Source organism: Corynebacterium sp. CCM 9204, assembly GCF_041357695.1.
GTDB lineage: Bacteria > Actinomycetota > Actinomycetes > Mycobacteriales > Mycobacteriaceae > Corynebacterium.
Map to the genome: position 1 here is coordinate 108,285 of NZ_JAUERX010000004.1, position 17,516 is coordinate 125,800.

Sequence of the window (17,516 nt, forward strand, 5' to 3'; positions counted from 1 at the left end):
CCTTGTAGGCACGCTCGTAGGCATCAATGATCAAACTGTCCTTCAGCGGTTTGCCCTCGGTGCGCAACCGATGCGCGGTTACCAACGCGTGCCGGAACGCCGTCTCATCGCGGGGCGGTGACGGAAGTCCTTATGCCGGGCCCCATCACCAAATCACTGACCGGACAGTGGGTATTTCAGTCTCTGTTCCGTTCCCAGACGAAGGGAGTGGTTGTCGTGATCTTCATCAACCCGGCCCTCTCCAGAATCGGACGTGAATCCTCCGTGCAGTCAGCCTGCAGATATCGGTAACCCCGGCGCTGCGCGGAGGAGGCCCGTGCTGCGGTGAGCGCGCGGTACAGACCTCGACCCCGATGTCCCTCATCGCAGGCACCACCCCACAGGCCGGCAAATTCAGTACCGGCCACAAACTCGGTTCGCCCGGTACACACGGTTCCGCCCCCAGGTTCACGCACCACCCACAGTTCAAAGCTGCCCGGATCACTGACAGAGCGCGACACCAGTTGGTCGGTGAGGCGTTGCGCCTCTTCGACAGGCGCGCCGAAAACACGCTGGACCAACGACTCGGCCCCCTGGATATCGGTGGGGGAACCCACCTGGACCAGACTGTATCCATCCGGGAGTGGGCCCGCGGCCTCAATCACCGCATCAGCGGGTCCCGCCATCACCGTTTCAGGCTCCTTTTTCTGAAAGCCACCTGATGTCAGCAGATTCTCGAGCCCCTCCAGATCATCGTGCTCCCGTGTTTTCCACTCGACACTGTCCACGCGCCCGTCGGCGGTGAAATGCTCTCGGACGAGTTCAATCAATGCGGGTAAATCCACCTCCGGCGGGATGGAGCGGTAGGTGATGAAAGCGTGGCGATGCACATACGTGGCCACCCACAGAGGGCCTATCCTGGTGACCTCCGGCGCGTCCGCGACTTCAGCTTCGGTACGAAGTTGATTGTCGTAGAGTTCGAGCATCTCATCCCTTGTCATGGGGCGTGAGCCTAGCACCATCATTGACGGCGATTGGCGGTTCCATGCCCCACGCCGGTGTTGAAATACCCGTTCCAGTTCACTCTGTCCCGGTGCACAGTTGAGCACGGCACAGTGACGCATGAGATGGGCGCGGAAGCGATGCCACGAACCTGACCACGGGAACGCCGTTCGTCCGAAGTCGTCGCAATGTTCCATCAGTTGTGGTCCGTGGTCCCCTCCTGGATCCCGTCCGGCCGCCGCCACGACGGGCCCCGACGGAGACCCTGTGGATCCATCCGGCGGGCGTTTGCCCGGGATGTGTCCAGTCTCAACCCCGGTCACAGCCCGACGCGGTGGGCGGATTCCTCCCAGAGTCGCCGGGCGATCTCCTGATCGCAACTGCCGGGATAGTCCGGTCCCTTCTTCTTTCCGATGTAGTACCCACCGGGGATGAAGTCGACGCCGACGGTTCCGGTGGCCAACCGGACGAGGCGATCGGCCCCCTTGTCGGAGCTGCTCAACGCCATGCGGATCAGCGGGTTGGTGTAGAAGAACTCGAGGCGTCCCCCGGTCCCGGAGCCGAAGTTCGAGGCGATGACGCCGGGGTGGAAGGAGACGCCGTAGATGCCCCGGTCGGCGTGGCGGCGGGACAGTTCACGGGCGTGGATGATGTTCATCATCTTCGAGTCGCCGTAGGCCTTCATCGGGTCCCAGGGCCCGTCGGCGTTGTCGAGATCGTTCACGTCGAGTTTTCCGTAGTACTTCGCGGCGATCGAGGCTGTCCCGACGACGTACCCGAGTCCGGCGGCGAGGTTGTCGGCGAGCAGTTCGGTGAGCAGGAACGGCGCCAGGTGGTTGACCTGGAGGGTGAGTTCGTTGCCGTTCCCGGTGACCGTGCGCTCCGGTCCGAAGACTCCGCCCGCGTTGTTCGCCAGAACGTCGATGCGCGGAGCGATCCGGCTGATTCCGTCGGCGAGTTCACGGACCTCGTCCAGGGATGAGAAATCAGCGGTGAAGTGGGGCGCACCGATCGCGGTGGCGACGAACCGGGTCTTGGCAGGGTTCCGGCCTACGACGATGACGCGGTGCCCGAGATCGGCTAGTTTCCGGGCGGCGGCCGCCCCGATGCCATCACTGGCTCCGGTGACAACGATGGTGCGGGGTACCTCGACGAGGGGAGGTCGGCTCATCGGTTCACGCCCCCGTCGAGAGCGTCGAGCACGCAGTCGCGCAGGATACCCATGGGTATCGAGCCGAGAGCGAGGGCTTCGGCGTGGAACTGCGGGAGGGTCATGCCACGGTCGAGGGCCTCGTCGCGGAGCTGCTGCCAGAGGCGCTGGCCGAGGGCGTAGGACGGGGCCTGGCCGGGCCAGCCGAGGTAGCGGTTGAGCTCGAAGTCGAGGTTGGGGCCCGCCATGGCGGAGTTGGCGCGCAGGAACGACGCCGCGTACTCGGCGTCCCATGTCCCGCCGTCGGGGTTGGTTTTGCCGAGGTGGACGCCGATGTCGAGGACGACGCGGGCGGCCCGCAGCCGCTGACCGTCGAGGAGCCCCATGCGGGTGGCGGGGTCTTCGTGGTGGCCGAGGTCGGCCATGAGTTGTTCGGCGTAGAGCGCCCAGCCCTCGCCGTGCCCGGAGTTCCAGCAGGCGACGCGGCGCCAGAGGTTGAGGTTGTCGGATTCACAGAGGGTCTGGCCGATCTGGAGGTGGTGGCCGGGCACACCCTCATGGAAGACGGTGGTGAGTTCCTGCCAGGTGTGGAACACCGTCTCGCCCCTGGGTACGGACCACCACATGCGCCCGGGTCGGGTGAAGTCGCTGCTGGGCGGGGTGTAGAAGATGCCGCCTGTCCCGGCGGGGTCGATGCAGCATTCGATGGTGCGCACCGGTTCGGGAATGGTGAAGGCGGTTCCGTGGAGATCAGTGATCGCCTGGTCCGCGGTGGCCTGCATCCATTCCTTCAGTGCGTCGACGCCGTCAAGCCGGTAGCGTTCGTCGGCGTTGAAGCGGCCCATCGCCTCCTCGACGGTGGTGCCCTCGCCGAAGCACTCGACAGCGATGGCCTCCTGCTCGGCGATGACCTCGGCGAGTCGGGTCAGTCCCCATTCGTAGGCTTCGTCGAGGTCGACGGTGGTACCGACGAATTCGCGGGAGAAACGCTCGTAGCGCTCACGCCCGACGCCATCCTCGACGGAGGCCTGCGGCAGGAGAGTGTCGCGCAACCAGGTCGCCATGACCCCGAAGGCGTCACGGGCACGGACGAGCTCCGCCTGGTTGGTGTCGATCCCGATGCCGTTGAGCGCGGAATCGGGGCCGGCGAGGTCCTCGCACTGGGTGATGACCTGTTTGACCTGGCGGCGGGCGGCAACGTGCCCACGCTCTGCTGCGAGCAGGAGGGAGGCGCGGTGACCGTCGAGCGCGCGGGGGACGTGACCGAGCCGGGAAATGACGGCCGCACGAGCATCAGGGCTGTCAATCGGCATGATGCTGAAGGTATCGCGGATCCTCTGGACCGGGGACGCAATGTTGTCAAGCTGGCGTATGTCCTCGCCTGCCTCGTAGAGTTCGAGCCGCAGACCGAGGCGGTCTCGCAGGACGGCGGCGGTGACGCGGTCTATATCGTCGAAGTCGACATCCCCGTCACCGGCGGCGGTCTTCTCGAGGATGTTGACCTCGTGGAGCATCCGTCGGGAGCGTTCGGCGATGGCGTCGTGGTGCTCAGGGGAGAAGTCCTCCATCTCACCGTTATATTCGGTGAACCCCCATTCCGTCGCGGACAGCGGGGACAACGCAGCGAGATCATGGACAAAAGTCTCGCAGGCGAGGTCGAGACGGGATGGGGGCCGGAAGTTCTCTGAGCTCATACCATTCCAGTGTAGCGACGCCGGACTGGTCAGCCGCAGAGCTCGCGGTTCTCCCACTTGGTACCGGGGGCACGCCATTCCGCGAGTCTCCCGAAGAGTTCATCGGGATCATCGGTGACGATGAGCGAGTCGAGATAACGGTGTTCGATGAAACCTTCAGTGGACATCCGCTCCAGGGCGTTAACAAGTGGGCTCCAGTAGTCATCAGCATTGAACAAGACGATGGGGCCGGTACCCGGGACGAGCTGCTGGCGGGTAAACACCTGGAACAGTTCCTCAAGGGTTCCGGCACCGCCAGGCAGGACGATGAACGCGTCGGCGAGTTCCTCCATGCGGGTTTTTCGTTCAGCCATCGTCTCGACTACTTCAAGTGATGAGAGTCCGGCGTGCGCGATCTCCAGTTCGACGAGGGAACGGGGCATCACACCGATGGCCTTTCCCCCCGCCTCGATAACAGCGTCCGCGACAACCCCCATGAGTCCGACATCACCACCGCCGTACACGAGGTCGATATCCCGTTCCGCGAGAGCACGTCCGATGGTCTTGGCTGCGTGAGCGTACTCGGTACGGGCACCGGGGGCCGAGCCGCAGTAGACGGCGGCCCGATGGATCGGCGGAGTGAGGTGCATGACCATCGTCCCGGGGCAGTTGTCACAAGCGAGGGACTCGAAGCCGAGGCGTGCGTAAAGACGCCGCGCGGGATTGTCGTGCTCGACGTAGAGGGAGATACCGGGCCAACCGACATTGCGGCCGTGTTCGACGACAGCGCTGATAAGGGTGGTACCGATACCGGCTCCCTGGAAGTCATCGTCAACGCTGACGGAGAGTTCGGGCATCTCCGGCGCGACGTAGCCGTGGGAGCGGATGAAGGCGGCCCAGACGACACCCGCAGTGCGCCGTTCCCCGGTGACCGGATCGGGCATCTCAGCGACCATGCCGATGTCGCCTCGTTGGGGGGTGAACTGCAGGTACGGGGATAGTCGTTCGTCGGTGGTGTCCGCCTCCGCACCGATATTGTGGATCGTCGCCCACTCACGGAGAGAGTGGTCGTCGACGGTCATGGGCCGCAGAGTCACAGGACTGTTGGAGGCGTGTGCAGTCATGCGCTCAGACTAGCAGCAGTGGAGCCTGGGTATCCTTGTGCACGCTTCGATCACGGTCGTACGCTGGGGCTGTGAATGGTCCCGAGGATGCAGCAGTGACGCTGGCGCGTGACGCCGCTCGTGTCGTGGTGTTCACGGGAGCGGGGATGAGCGCGGAGTCGGGCCTGGATACGTACCGCAACGACGAGTCCGGTCTGTGGGAGCGGGTCGACCCGGAGGCGATGGCGAGCATCGACGCGTGGCTCCGAGATCCGGAACCGATGTGGTCCTGGTATCTGTGGCGGGCGCATCTGGCGCGGACTGCCGAGCCGAATGCCGGTCACCGAGCGGTCTCGGAGTGGGGTCGGCTGCGTTCTGTGACGGTGGTGACGCAGAACATCGATGACCTGCACGAGCGGGCCGGAAGTGAGAACGTCGTGCACCTTCACGGCAGCCTCTTCGAGTTCCGGTGCACGGAGTGCGCGGCCCCGTTCGAGGTCGATGTTTTCCCCGCAGTGCGTGAGCCACGGATGACTCCTCCCTCCTGTCCGCGGTGCGGTGCGGTGGTGCGACCGGGGGTCGTGTGGTTCAGCGAGGCGTTGCCCACCGTGGAGTGGGAGCGTGCCGCCGAGGCGATGGCGGGTGCGGATCTGGTGGTGATCGTGGGGACGTCAGGCGTGGTGCAGCCGGCGGCTTCGCTGCCGTTGCTGGCGGTGGAGGCGGATGTCCCGGTCCTGGAGATCACCCCGGCACCGACGGAGCTGACCCGGTTCGCCGATGTGAGTTGGTTGACGACCGCGGCGCGGGGCCTACCGTTGCTCGTCGACGCCGTCCGTACCCGGGGAATCCCGTGAGTGCGAGGGCGTTCGTGGTCGGGTCTGGCCCGAACGGGTTGGCCGCCGCGATCGAGCTGGCGCGCGCGGGATTCCGGGTGACGGTGCTGGAGGGTGCCGCCGAGATCGGTGGCGGTTGCCGGAGCTCCGAGCGGCTTGTCCCAGGCATGATCCACGATGATTGTGCGGCGGTGCACCCACTACTCGCCGCCTCACCGTTCTTCCACACCCTTGAGCTGGATGTAAAGCTGGTTCATCCCGAGGTCCCGTTGGTACATCCATTGTCGGGTGGGGATGCCGTGGTCCTGCACCGGAGCTTGGAGGCGACGGTCGCGGGACTCGGCGGGCGAGAGGGCCGTCGGTGGCGGAGGCTGTTCGCCCCGCTGGTGCGGCACGCGGACGCTATCGCTGATCTGACGTTGACCCCCCTGCCACGGGCGCTCGGAAGGCACACGGTGATGGGTCCGCGGTTCGGTGCGCGGGCGGTTCCCCCGGCCACGGTAATCGGTGGGTTTCTCGGCGGAGAGACCCGGGCGGCGGCGTTGTTCGCCGGTTTGTCCGCGCACGCATTCAGCCGGATAGACCGACCGTTGACCTCCGCAGTCGGCCTGATGATGGGGATGACGGCACAAACCTGGGGCTGGCCGGTGGTTGCCGGTGGTTCAGGAAGGTTGACGGAGGCACTAGCCGACTATGTGCGGGAATTTCACGGCACGGTGCACACGGGCGTGACGGTGCGCCGGTTGGGTGATCTGGCAGAGTTCGGTTATCGGGGAGCCTCTGCGGGCGACGTCGTGGTGTTGACGACGACTCCGGCCCGGGCCGCTGGCCTGCTTGCCGGGTTGCAACCCGTCCGGAGGCGCCGACGTTACCGGCGTTTTCGACACGGAGCTGCGGCGTTTCGGGTGGATCTCGCCGTGCGCGGCGGGGTGCCGTGGATCAATCCGGATGCTCATCGCGCTGGAACCCTGCATCTGGGCGGGACCGCTGCGGAGATCGCCGCCGCCGAATGGGCCACCGCTGCGGGTCGTGCGGTGGAACGTCCCTTCGTGCTGATCGGTCAGCAGTATCTGGCCGACCCGTCGCGGTCGGTGCGGGTGGACGGTGAATGGTTGCACCCCGTGTGGGCGTACGCGCACGTCCCCTCCGGCTATCGGGGTGACGCCACAGAGGCGGTGATCTCCCGGATCGCGGATCACGCCCCCGGTGTGCGGGATCGGATAGTCGGTGTGTCGACGCGGAATGTCTCGGATCTGGAGTTGTACAACCCTAACTACGTGGGTGGAGATGTCGCGGGGGGTGCGAATTCGCCACGGCAGATGATCGCACGTCCGGTTCTCCGCCGTCCCTACGACACCGGTGTCGCGGGGGTTTTCCTCGGGTCCGCGTCCACACCCCCTGGAGGTGGGGTGCACGGGATGGCCGGTGTCGCTGCCGCCCGACGAGCGGCGCAATGGACCGGACTAATATAGACTAATCTGTCTATATTAGTCCGGTGAAAAAGGGGGTTTATTAGACAGTTCAGTCTGTCTTTTATAGACTCGCGCCCATGAGTGGTCTGGCTGTATCAACGCACACCCCGGTATTCCGTCGCCCAACCATACCGACGGCACGCTGCCTGCACCATATGATGCGTGGCCGACTACTGATCCGCGGCGACCTCGTCTCCGCGACCGGACTCTCCCAACCCACAGTGACCCGCGCCGTCACGAGTCTCATCGGAGCAGGACTCATCCGTGAACGTCCTGACCTCGTACAGGCGACTGGCCCCGGGCGTCCGCGCATCCCCCTGGAAATGGCACCCTCCCCGTGGGTCCATATCGGAATAACGACAGGTATCGACAGCGGAACCCTCCTGAGTTTCTTCGACACCCGTGGACGAGTACTCCGGGAGACCGCGGTGTGTGCAGGCCAGGACCCCGAGGACACCACTGAACATCTCATCGCAGGTATCCACCGACTACTGTCCGGGATGACATTCCCCCTCGCAGACATCGGTGTCGCCACCGAGTCCCCGGAGGACGGAACCCTCGCCGAACGTCTCACCGCCGAGTTCGGCGTACCGGTCACCATCGGGGAACTCACCGCCGCACTCGCCGCGGCGGAACTCCACACCACGGAAACCACCGCCGATCCCATCCTCATCATTCATCTCGATCACGGACTCACAGTGGCAGTTGCCGACGACAGTGGAGTACGCACCCACCCCGTCGACTACACGCTCGGCGCGAAAGCTCTCGCCCACCGACTCGCCGCAGCGGGAATAACCACCGCCGACGGAAGTCTCGGCTACAAAGGACTGCTCCCGTCAACATCACCCCAGCCTCAGGAACTCCGCTCGCTTCTCGACACCCGGGCGCACGACCTCGGCAAGACCGTCGCACGGCTCACCCGGGACACCGGTTCCGGAACCGTCGTACTCGCGGGCCCAGGTTTCACGATCGACCCGGGTGGATACCGGGAACTCGCAGCAACGGTCAACCCCTCCGTCAACAAAAATGTGGCGATTCGGATCATTCCCGACACCGTGACCCTGTCCCGTGCAGCGGCGCGAGCAGTGGCACTCGACCGGTTGCTCTCCGACCCGACCGCGGTCCGCACCACACTCGCCAGCCATGCTCAGAGGTAACGCACCTCATCGAGATGCAGCCGCTGATCCGACTGCCCGCGCGCAATGTCGATGTAGCGGCCCGCGTGCGGGATGAAGGACCTGGACTGCTCCTCCGACAGCTCCCGGCGGACCTTCGCCGGGACACCGGCTGCCAGCGACCGGTCCGGGATCTCCTGGCCCTCGAGCACAACGGCACCGGCCGCGACAAGCGACCCCGCACCCACCCGCGAACGCGACAACAAGGCAGCCTTCATCCCCACCAGCGTCCCATCCCCCACCGTCGTACCATGCAAAAGAGCCATGTGACCTGCGGTCACATCATCACCCAGGGTGCACGGCGCATCCGCGTCGACGTGCATGACACAGTTGTCCTGGATATTCGTCCGTGCACCGATCCGGATCGCATTGACGTCACCACGCAGCACACAACCGTAGAACACCGACGAATCAGGGCCGATCACCACATCTCCGATAATGGTGGCGTTCGGCGCGATGAACGCCGAGGCGTGGATACGCGGCGCGACGCCGTTGAACGAAAGAATCAGTGGTTCCATTCCACCAGTCTGCCCGTGACCTCCACCGCCCGCATCCCGAACTCCCGGGCGGCCGCCACATTCACCGGATTGTCGTCAAAGAACAGGACCTCGCCCGGCTCCACACCGAGCGCAACGCACGCCGCCCGGTACGCACCGGGATCGGGCTTCGCGACACCGATGTCACAGGACATCGTCACCGCATCGAAACGCTCCAGCCACGTGTGCCGCGCACGGACCCGTTCCGCGAGAAACGTCGGGATGTTGCTCAGCAGGCCAACCCGGTGCCCAGCGTCGATCAGCTCCCCCACATACGCCACCGCGTCGGCGTCCTCGTCCAACCAACTGGCAATGTCTGCCTCCACCACCGCGTCAACGTCGAACGGCGGCAACTCGAGCGTCACCCGGATCCGCTCCCAGTACTCCTCCGGCGTCAACTCACCCGCATCAAGCGGCCCCCGCAACTCCCAGTACACCGGCCACAGTCGGTCATCCGTACCCACAGCATCCTCGATGGCACGCAAGTGGGCATCGGTCTGCGTGGTCAACAGGACACCATAGAGATCAAAGAGATACGTCTGCACGCACGCCAATCTACCGCCGCAAACGGTAGGCGCGCTTCGGGCTATTCGGGTTCTCGGTAGTGGGCACAATCAGACCCCGCTCCTGCAACAGACCTCAACAACCACTATGCAACTAGATAACTTGCCTAGTTACCCACCCGCCACCTTCACGCAGCCACCGCTTCCCGTTTCCGGGCCCGTGCCCCGACAACCTGCGCAACGATGACCGCACCGACAACCGCCACCGATCCCACACCCTGTACAACCGTGAAGCGTTCTCCGTTGAACAGCACCCCCAGCACCGTCGCGGTCAGCGGACTGATCACACTGAGCAGGGAAACACTCACGGCGTCGAGAAGCGCCAGTCCCCGGAACCAGAGCCCGTAGGCGATGAGCGCACCGACGACCGTCAGATACATGTAACCGGCGATATTGGTTCCCGTCAGATGATCGGGCAGGCCCTCGAACAACAACAGAGGGGTCAGGGCCAGGCCACCGAACGTGAGCTGCCAACCCGTCACCGCCAACTGCGGCACCCCCTCTGGCCGACCCCACCGCTTAGCTAGCACCAGACCCGTGCCTGTGCACACCGTGGCCGCCCCCGCGGCAAGAACCCCCTCCATGTTCAGTGCCGTCCCCGGGGAGACCACGAGCGCCGCAACCCCCGCGACCGCCACGAGTCCGGCCCCGATCTGCGCCTTGTACACCTTCGATCCCAACAACACGGGGCTCAGACCCATCACCACCAGCGGCGCAGCGCTGGTCAGCACCGCAGCGATTCCACCGGGCAGCAGATAGGCCGTGAGGAAGAGGAGGGCGAAGAACGCCCCAATGTTCACCACGCCGAGCACGATGGCTTTGATCCACCAGATGCCCTTCGGCAGCACTCGGAACCAGGCGAGCAGAATCAGACCGGCGGGCAGGGCACGCATCACACCCGCGAGGATTGGACGGTCGTCCGGGAGCAGTTCGGTGGTGACGATATAGGTGGTTCCCCAGGTAAACGGGGTGATGGCCGTGAGGAGGAGATTCATAACCAGTTATCTTCTAGTACCGTTCGTTGACCCGACGCGAGGCGTGACGACCCGGATGCTCGGGAGCGTCCGCACCGTATCCCATGGCGATGACCAGCGCGATGACCCGGTCGTCCCGACCGCCGATACCGATGGCCTCCTTCACCTTCTCCTCATCCCACCCTGTTGTCGGGCTGGTGGCCAAACCTTCACCGGCGGCGGCGACGAGTGCAAACCCGGCGACGAGCATCGCATCCCGCAGCGCTGCCTCCCGCAGTTCCTGCGGGGTCTTGAGACTGTTGAACTTCTTAACCATGGCGCGCGCCTGACCGGAGAGGATCTCCTCGGCATCCTCCGGCAAGACCTCGACACGCCCAACAGCCACAAGGACAACCGGAGCGTTGATGAACTGGCGCTGACCGGAGGCGTCGACGAGCGCCTGCCGAATCTCCGGGTCCCGGATGACGACGAGATCACGCGCCTGGGCGTTGAACGCACTCGGGGCTTCGAGGGCCTGGTGGACGACGCGGTCGAGAACCTCCACTGAGATGTCATCGGGAAGGTAGTTTCGGACGGCGCGGCGGGTGGCGATGGCGTCGGCGACGGTGCGGGACATGGTGACTCCTGAGTTAATTATTCGATATCGAAGTGTTCGACGCCAGACTAACCTCATGTAAGATTCATGTCAAACACTTCGGCGTCAAACAGTAAGGGGATGGCAATGGCCGACCACATCGACCAAATCATCGACCAATGGCGCACCACCCGCCCCGACCTCGACCCCGCACCGATGCAAATTCCTGCCCGACTCCAACGCCTCGCCCGGGCCGTCAGCGACCGTGTCACCGACAACCTCACCCAGTTCAACCTCGAACGATGGCAGTTCGACGTCCTCGCCACACTCCGCCGCACTGATCGAGCACTCACGGCCGGTGAACTCTGCACCAACTCCATGATCTCCGGCTCGGCGATGACCAACCGCATCGACAAACTCGAAACCGCTGGCCTACTCACCCGCTGCACCGACCCCGACAACCGCCGCTGCGTCCGCATCACACTCACCGACACCGGACGCAAACTCGTCGACACCGTCCTCCCCACCCACCTAGACACCTGCCGCAACACCCTCGCCGGACTCACCGACGACGAACAGGCAACACTTGTCCACCTGCTCCGCAAAGCACTCGCGGCCCACACCGAATGATCGACTTCGCACAGCCCGCCGACCACGTCGCCCCACTGCTCCTCGGCTGCACCCTCACCCACGCAGGCGTCACCATCCGACTCACCGAAGTAGAAGCCTACCTGGGAGAACAGGATGCAGCCTCCCACGCCCGCTGCGGGAAGACACCGCGCAACGCCGCAATGTTCGGCCCACCCGGCCGCATGTACGTATACATCTCCTACGGCATCCACCGGGCCGGCAACATCGTCTGCCACCCACCCGGTGGCAGCGGCGGAATACTCCTCCGCGCCGGCGAGGTCATCGACGGCCAAGACACCGCGCGTGCCCGGCGCGGCCCGACGATCCCCGACACCCGCCTCGCCCAGGGACCCGGCAACCTCGGTCGGGTACTCGCTCTCCACATCGACCACAACCACTCCCCCGTCTCCAGCTCCGGGATCGACAGCTTCGTCCTGAAAGACCGCGTCCACGAGCCACACTGGACAACCGGCCCCCGGATCGGCATCACCCGCAACACCGACGTGCCCCTACGCTTCTACATCCCCGGCGACCCCACCGTCACCAACCCCCGCGGACGCGCGCGACACTGACCTACATCGAATACCACACGATCCACGTTAGTATCCGGGCATGGAGCAACTGCAACCCGAAGCCGTCACCGTGCTCATGGGCGTATCCACCACCACGCCCGCCGACCTGATCAGCACCACACTCGCCAGCCTCACCAAGCAGTCCCTGCGCCCCACCCACATCATCGTCGCCGCAGACGCCCGCCTCCACCCCAGCGTCGAGAAGCAACTCACCTCCCCCGAAGCACATAGCATGGGCATCCTCTACACCGTCGCCGACGAACCTGACCCCGCCGCCGCACTCAACACCGGCCTCGCCCACGTCACCACCGAATACACCGCACGCATCAACCCCGGCGACATCCCCCACCCCGACCGACTCCGCCGCCAACTCGACACCTTCCATCAACGACGCGTCGACATCCTCGGCACCGCCGTCATGGAACTCGACCACACCACCGACGCCACCGACCCCGTCAGTCTCCTCGGCGCCAACCTCTCCGTCCGGACAATGCCCAGCTCACACACAGAAGCCACCCGGCGCCTCGAACGACGCAGCCCAGTCATCGAAGGCACCGCCATGGCCCGTACCGCCACCATGCGCAACGCCGGTGGATACCGTGGTGGCGGCCACGAAGCCGACCGGGATCTGTGGGTCCGCATGATCGGGGCGGGCGCCCGGGTCCGCAACCTACCCACCCCCCTGACCTGGCAGCGCATCGACATCAGCACCGGCCCCGAGCCGAGCCGCGCAGACAGGCGGGCCGCGAGTCGGAGAGTCCGCGACACCCTCGACGAGCAGGGCCTGCCCCGGAAAGGGTTCTGGCGGAGGTTGTTCGGGCGCTGAATGCCCTTGACGAACCGGGCGGACGTCGACAAACCCCACCCGGGATGGGGCACCCGAACTAACCACTGTCCCACCACTGACGTGGCACACCCCGGTTCTAGGGGCCTCCATGCGTCGTCACTGCGTGCAAACATCATCGCGCAGACAGGAAAACCCAGGTCGCCTGCTCCACCAGTGCGTGTTAACACGCACTGACGATCTACAGGTCCACTACCGGCAGTGCCACCACCCCGCACCCAGCCCGTGATCCAGGATCTTCGTCACCACGTGCAAAGACGACCCGCACAGCCGAAAAACCCTGGATGGACCCGTTGCCAGTACGTGTTAACACGCACCAGTGAGAAAACGCCCCTACCTCCGGCCAGGAGGGATTACTCTCCGCCGACGGTCCCTTCACGTCGCGGATCAGCCCCACCACTGATCCGCCCGTCGGGTCGTACTGCAAGCACGGCGGCACCGCTCGGTTGGTCGGCGAGCTGCACGCGGTGGCCTCGGGTCACCAGGTCGTCGACAAGCGCCTGGGCCGTACCGTCCTCCGCCGAGCCGATCAGGGGATGTTCACCACCAACACCCGTGACGCGGGTGTTCCGCGCCCCGAAGTTCGGGGCATCCACCGCCTGCTGGGCATCGAAGCCCCAGTCGATGAGGGCGATGAGGATCTTCACCACGTACTGAATGATCACCGCGCCACCCGGCGCCCCGACCACGGCCCGCAGATCGGGGCCGTCGAACACGAGGGTCGGCGCCATCGATGAGCGCGGCCGTTTGCCGGGTTCCACGCGGTTAGCCACGGGACGCCCGTGGATGTCAGCGGGTTCGGCGGAGAAGTCGGTCAGAGTGTTGTTCAGGAGGAACCCGCGCACCATGTGGAAGGACCCGAATCCGATCTCGATACTCGTGGTGAGGCTGACGGCGTTGCCTGCGGCGTCGATGACACTGACCTGGCTGGTCCCGTACTCGGGCAGATCACGTCCGGCGGCAAGTCCGTTCGTGGGGAGACCGGGTTCAGCGGTGCCCATGGTCCGGTCCGGGTCGATGAGTGCGGCACGTTCCCTCAGGTAGTCACGATCAAGCATGTCGGGCAGTGGATATCCGTCGGCGATGAACGTGTCCCGGTCCGCGTAGGCCAGGCGCTCGACCTCACTGATGAGATGGACGAGGTCGGGCTGGGGCACCCCGTCGGGGCGTAGGCCCGCGAGATCGTAGTGTTCGAGCATCCCGAGGATTGCGGCAACCGTGATACCACCGGAAGAGGATGGCGGCATCCCGGCGAGACGCAACCCCCGGTACGTCGACCACAGTGGCTCACATTCGATCGCCCGGTATTCGGCAAGGTCGGCGAGGGTCATGAGTCCTGGTGTCACGCTTGTCGACGCCCGTCCCACCCGCTCCACGATCGCCTCCGCGAGCTCCCCGGTGTGCAGCGCCTCTGCCCCGTGTTCCGCGATGAACGCACACGTTCGTGCATAGTCGGGATTGGTGAGTACGGTCCCCTCCGTTTTCGCTTGGCCCGCGTCATCGAGGAAGTAGCGGGCAGCGTCGGGGCAGCGGGAGAGGTCGACCTTGGCGTCATCGATCGACGCCCAGAGGCGGTGACTGATCGGGAAACCCTTCCTTGCTCGCGTAATCGCCGGGGCGATCAACTCCGCCCAGTCCGTACGCCCGAATTTCCGGTGTGCCAGTTCGAGTGCGGTAACGGCACCCGGGATACCGATGGAGCGCCCCGAACGCAGGGCATCCGGTACCGGGGGCCGGGGATCGTCGGCACCGATTCTGGTCAAATAGGTCCCGGTTGCCGCAGCGGGTGCGGTCTCCCGACCGTCGAACGCCGTGACCTTCCCACTTGCTGCATCGAAGTGCAGCAGGTAGCAGCCACCACCGATGCCGGAGGACTGCGGTTCGGTGAGGCCGAGCATGAATTGGGCGGCGACAGCGGCATCAAGAGCTGAACCACCATCCGCCAGTACCCCCACCGCGGCGTCCGTGGCGTAACAATTCGCCGTCGACACCGCATAGGAATCAGTGAGAACCTCCACCATTCCGTCGCGGTAACCGGTCGAGATCTCCGGACTGGTCGTCGCGTCACGTCCACCGGAGGCAGAGCACGAAGAGCGTGAGGGCATAGCGGGATTGTATCTTCCGCCATTTACCAGACTGTTATTATCAACGAATCCAACCAGCGACCAAAGGAACATGATGAAGCTACGCCGTACCCTCGCCGCCGCCATCGCCGCCTGCACGATCAGCACCGCAGTCGCAGCTCCGGCCACCGCCAATCCACTCGCGGCACTGTCCTCCCAGATCAGTGCCCCCTCCAGCCATGCACCAGCCCCGGGAAGCCCGGAGGCACAGATTCAGGCTGTCCTCGGGACGATCTTCTTCCTCCTCACCGGGGGTATCTTCGGCTCCTCCGGGGTCGTTCTCCGGTAGAAACGAACCCATAATCCGGTTCCCTATTTGAGGAGTTACCGATGTCCCTTCGCCGAATCATCGTTTCCGCCGCCACTGCGGGAGTCCTCCTTCTCGGTCTCACCGCACCAGCCAGCGCCACTCCCTGGCCCACGCCGGAACCAGGCAGTCCCGAACACCGGGACTCCCGGGAGATCCTCGACACCGCCGCTTCGGAGCTGAGCTCGTACACCTCGTCGAACTACGAGACGATCATCCGCGACATCTTCTTCCCACCCACCGATGGACGCACACCCGCCTGGGCGCAGACCTCCATGCTCGGCCTGGTCGCCAGTGGTGCTCTGTACGAGGTCACACAGGGCCTGTTCGGTTCCTCCGGGGTCAACCTGCGCTGATCAGCGCATCGGCACTTCCCCGATCGTGCGGCGCAGTTTCCTGGTGTGCAGTTTCTCGGGCTTGGCGGCGAGTTTCTCCATGGCGCGCATCGCGCAGATGAGGTGCGCCTCCTTCGATGAGGAGTAGAACGCCTGGGCACCGGCGGGCAGCTTGGGCACATTGTGCAGCGGGAGATCGGAGACGCTGAGCAGCGTGCCGTAGGGAATCCGGTAGCGGTATCCGTTGGCGGCAAGGGTCGCTGACTCCATGTCGACGGCCACCGCCGTGGAGCCACGTAGGATCCGCCACAGATCCCGCGGCGTGTGCCATTCCCAGTTCCGGTCGTCGGTCGACATGACCGTACCGGTGCGCATGAGTGACTGATTGTCGCCGTAGACCGCGTTCACCGACTTCTCCAGCGCGCGCTGCACCTCGGGCACGGCGGGAATCGGGATGTCGAGGCCGATCCGGTCGTCGAGGATGTGATCCCGGCGCTGGTAGGCGTTGCCGAGAATGAGGTCGCCGATGCGCATGCGACCGTCGAGACCCGCGCAGTGGCCGATCATGATCCAGCACTCGGGCCGGAGAACCGCCAGGCAGTCGGTGATCGTCTTGGCGTTGGACGGCCCCACCCCGATGTTGATGATCGTCACGCCGGTGTTGTCCTCGGCCGCGAGATCGTAGCGCGGCATCTGGCGTGACGACAGCCCGAGCAGTGTCTGCAGTTCCACGCCGTCAACCTCCCCGCGCCGGAGTACGCGACCGTCGTTGAGGCGGAGCTCCGTGTAGCGGGATTCGGGGTTCGCCAGCTCCGACAGTGCGTATCGGACGAACTCGGTGGTGTGCATGGCGTAGTTCGTGAACAGGATGTACTTCTGCACACCCTCGACCCGGATGCCGGTGTAGTGCTCGATGCGTTCACAGGCGATGTCGAAACGCTGCGGTGAGAAATGGAACAACGGCATCTCGGAATCCTGGAACACGTCCCAGGACCCGTCGATGATCCCATCGTGCACGTCGTCGAGGCTCGGTCGCGGGATGACACCCGCGTCATCGTGGACACGCGGCGGTGGTGGGCAGTCGGCGGGAAGGGAGAGGTACTCCGGCGGGATACGCACCTCCGACGGGCCGGTGGAAATTGTGCACGGATAGTTGGTGGTCAGACGATCCAACTGCTCCGTCAGATAACGCCGCATGAGCCGGGGGCGGGAGATGGTCGCGGCGTAGCGTCCCGCCCGGTCGACGTAGCCGAAGGGTTCGGTGCGGTCGATGGGGCGCCAGGACTTCACCTCGACGATGAGCTTGGGGTAGACGACGCCGGTGTAACGGCTGTAGTCGGCCGACCCGGCCGCTCCGTCACCTCCGTCCCCGGAGTTCAGAACCTCGCAAGCGAGTTCCACAGCATCGTCGTAGCGCCTGATCAGGTCGTCGACTGCCGCTTCGACCGAGTCATGCGTCATCCATCCGGTGGGCGTGTCCGTTGACCGTGTCTCCATGCCGCCCAGAGTAACCACGCTGTGTGTCCCCCGGTAGCCTCTCCGACCCAGGCGCCGCCTTCATGTCGTCGGTGCGTGTCAACACCCACTGACGAAACGAGTGAGCAGGCGTTTCCCTCCATCATCGACACGTTTGCACGTGGTGACGACACGCGGGCCCTGCGGCGAACAGCC

At 65.1% G+C, this 17,516-nt stretch carries 18 protein-coding genes; 8 read left to right on the forward strand and 10 right to left on the reverse strand.

Annotation, left to right across the window (positions count from 1 at the left end; all coding sequences use genetic code 11):
* Window positions 1–176: 176 nt before the first annotated feature.
* From QWU43_RS09250 to QWU43_RS09265, 4 genes are all read right to left on the reverse strand, one after another.
* Window positions 177–980 (reverse strand): GNAT family N-acetyltransferase, encoded by an 804-nt coding sequence (locus QWU43_RS09250; protein WP_370917689.1) that lies wholly within the window; start codon window positions 978–980, stop codon window positions 177–179.
* Between the two features lie 320 nt (window positions 981–1,300).
* Entirely contained in the window at window positions 1,301–2,152 is an 852-nt protein-coding gene (locus QWU43_RS09255) for an SDR family NAD(P)-dependent oxidoreductase (RefSeq protein ID WP_370914779.1), read from the reverse strand.
* A complete protein-coding gene (locus QWU43_RS09260) occupies window positions 2,149–3,825 on the reverse strand; it encodes a DUF885 domain-containing protein (RefSeq protein WP_370917690.1) in 1,677 nt (558 codons plus the stop codon). The genes QWU43_RS09255 and QWU43_RS09260 overlap by 4 nt, the downstream gene beginning before the upstream one ends.
* A 29-nt stretch (window positions 3,826–3,854) precedes the next feature.
* Window positions 3,855–4,928 (reverse strand): TIGR00730 family Rossman fold protein, encoded by a 1,074-nt coding sequence (locus QWU43_RS09265; RefSeq protein WP_370917691.1) that lies wholly within the window; start codon window positions 4,926–4,928, stop codon window positions 3,855–3,857.
* 71 nt (window positions 4,929–4,999) lie between these two features.
* On the opposite strand from QWU43_RS09265, the gene QWU43_RS09270 reads away from it, so the two are divergent.
* The 3 genes from QWU43_RS09270 to QWU43_RS09280 all read left to right on the forward strand — a co-directional run bounded on the left by QWU43_RS09270 (window position 5,000) and on the right by QWU43_RS09280 (window position 8,369).
* Window positions 5,000–5,761, forward strand: a complete 762-nt coding sequence (locus tag QWU43_RS09270) for an NAD-dependent deacylase (protein ID WP_370917692.1) — start codon at window positions 5,000–5,002, stop codon at window positions 5,759–5,761.
* Window positions 5,758–7,212 carry a phytoene desaturase family protein gene (locus tag QWU43_RS09275; RefSeq protein ID WP_370917693.1) on the forward strand — a complete coding sequence of 485 codons (1,455 nt, stop codon included), beginning with the start codon at window positions 5,758–5,760 and terminating at the stop codon, window positions 7,210–7,212. Before QWU43_RS09270 ends, QWU43_RS09275 begins: the two co-directional genes overlap by 4 nt.
* Before the next feature lie 77 nt (window positions 7,213–7,289).
* The gene (locus QWU43_RS09280) at window positions 7,290–8,369 is read left to right on the forward strand and encodes a MarR family transcriptional regulator (RefSeq protein ID WP_370917694.1); all 1,080 of its coding nucleotides are present in this window, start codon (window positions 7,290–7,292) and stop codon (window positions 8,367–8,369) included.
* Here the strand turns inward: QWU43_RS09280 and QWU43_RS09285 are convergent.
* The 4 genes from QWU43_RS09285 to QWU43_RS09300 form a co-directional block, all read right to left on the reverse strand.
* Entirely contained in the window at window positions 8,360–8,905 is a 546-nt protein-coding gene (locus tag QWU43_RS09285) for a gamma carbonic anhydrase family protein (protein ID WP_370917695.1), read from the reverse strand. The genes QWU43_RS09280 and QWU43_RS09285 overlap by 10 nt on opposite strands.
* Window positions 8,893–9,468, reverse strand: a complete 576-nt coding sequence (locus QWU43_RS09290; RefSeq protein ID WP_370914786.1) for an HAD family hydrolase — start codon at window positions 9,466–9,468, stop codon at window positions 8,893–8,895. Before QWU43_RS09290 ends, QWU43_RS09285 begins: the two co-directional genes overlap by 13 nt.
* A 146-nt stretch (window positions 9,469–9,614) precedes the next feature.
* A complete protein-coding gene (locus tag QWU43_RS09295) occupies window positions 9,615–10,481 on the reverse strand; it encodes an EamA family transporter (protein WP_370914787.1) in 867 nt (288 codons plus the stop codon).
* Window positions 10,482–10,494: 13 nt separating this feature from the next.
* Complete coding sequence (locus QWU43_RS09300) at window positions 10,495–11,076, reverse strand: nitroreductase family protein (RefSeq protein WP_267174107.1); 582 nt, start codon at window positions 11,074–11,076, stop codon at window positions 10,495–10,497.
* Between the two features lie 105 nt (window positions 11,077–11,181).
* Between QWU43_RS09300 and QWU43_RS09305 the strand changes: the two genes are divergently transcribed.
* The 3 genes from QWU43_RS09305 to QWU43_RS09315 are packed head-to-tail and all read left to right on the forward strand — an operon-like array spanning window position 11,182 to window position 13,062.
* Window positions 11,182–11,664 carry a MarR family winged helix-turn-helix transcriptional regulator gene (locus QWU43_RS09305; RefSeq protein WP_370917696.1) on the forward strand — a complete coding sequence of 161 codons (483 nt, stop codon included), beginning with the start codon at window positions 11,182–11,184 and terminating at the stop codon, window positions 11,662–11,664.
* Window positions 11,661–12,236 carry a DNA-3-methyladenine glycosylase gene (locus tag QWU43_RS09310; protein ID WP_370917697.1) on the forward strand — a complete coding sequence of 192 codons (576 nt, stop codon included), beginning with the start codon at window positions 11,661–11,663 and terminating at the stop codon, window positions 12,234–12,236. The genes QWU43_RS09305 and QWU43_RS09310 overlap by 4 nt, the downstream gene beginning before the upstream one ends.
* Before the next feature lie 40 nt (window positions 12,237–12,276).
* Window positions 12,277–13,062, forward strand: a complete 786-nt coding sequence (locus tag QWU43_RS09315; RefSeq protein WP_370917698.1) for a glycosyltransferase — start codon at window positions 12,277–12,279, stop codon at window positions 13,060–13,062.
* 371 nt (window positions 13,063–13,433) lie between these two features.
* On the opposite strand, the gene QWU43_RS09320 is transcribed toward QWU43_RS09315, so the two are convergent.
* Window positions 13,434–15,185: a gamma-glutamyltransferase family protein gene (locus tag QWU43_RS09320; protein WP_370917699.1), complete on the reverse strand. Its 1,752-nt coding sequence runs from the start codon at window positions 15,183–15,185 to the stop codon at window positions 13,434–13,436.
* Between the two features lie 70 nt (window positions 15,186–15,255).
* On the opposite strand from QWU43_RS09320, the gene QWU43_RS09325 reads away from it, so the two are divergent.
* On the forward strand, window positions 15,256–15,492 hold the full coding sequence (locus QWU43_RS09325; protein WP_370914791.1) for a hypothetical protein: 237 nt from the start codon (window positions 15,256–15,258) through the stop codon (window positions 15,490–15,492).
* Window positions 15,493–15,533: 41 nt separating this feature from the next.
* Window positions 15,534–15,866, forward strand: a complete 333-nt coding sequence (locus QWU43_RS09330; RefSeq protein ID WP_370914792.1) for a hypothetical protein — start codon at window positions 15,534–15,536, stop codon at window positions 15,864–15,866.
* Here the strand turns inward: QWU43_RS09330 and amn are convergent, their stop codons facing one another.
* On the reverse strand, window positions 15,867–17,306 hold the full coding sequence (amn, locus tag QWU43_RS09335) for an AMP nucleosidase (protein ID WP_370917700.1): 1,440 nt from the start codon (window positions 17,304–17,306) through the stop codon (window positions 15,867–15,869).
* Window positions 17,307–17,516 lie beyond the last annotated feature (210 nt).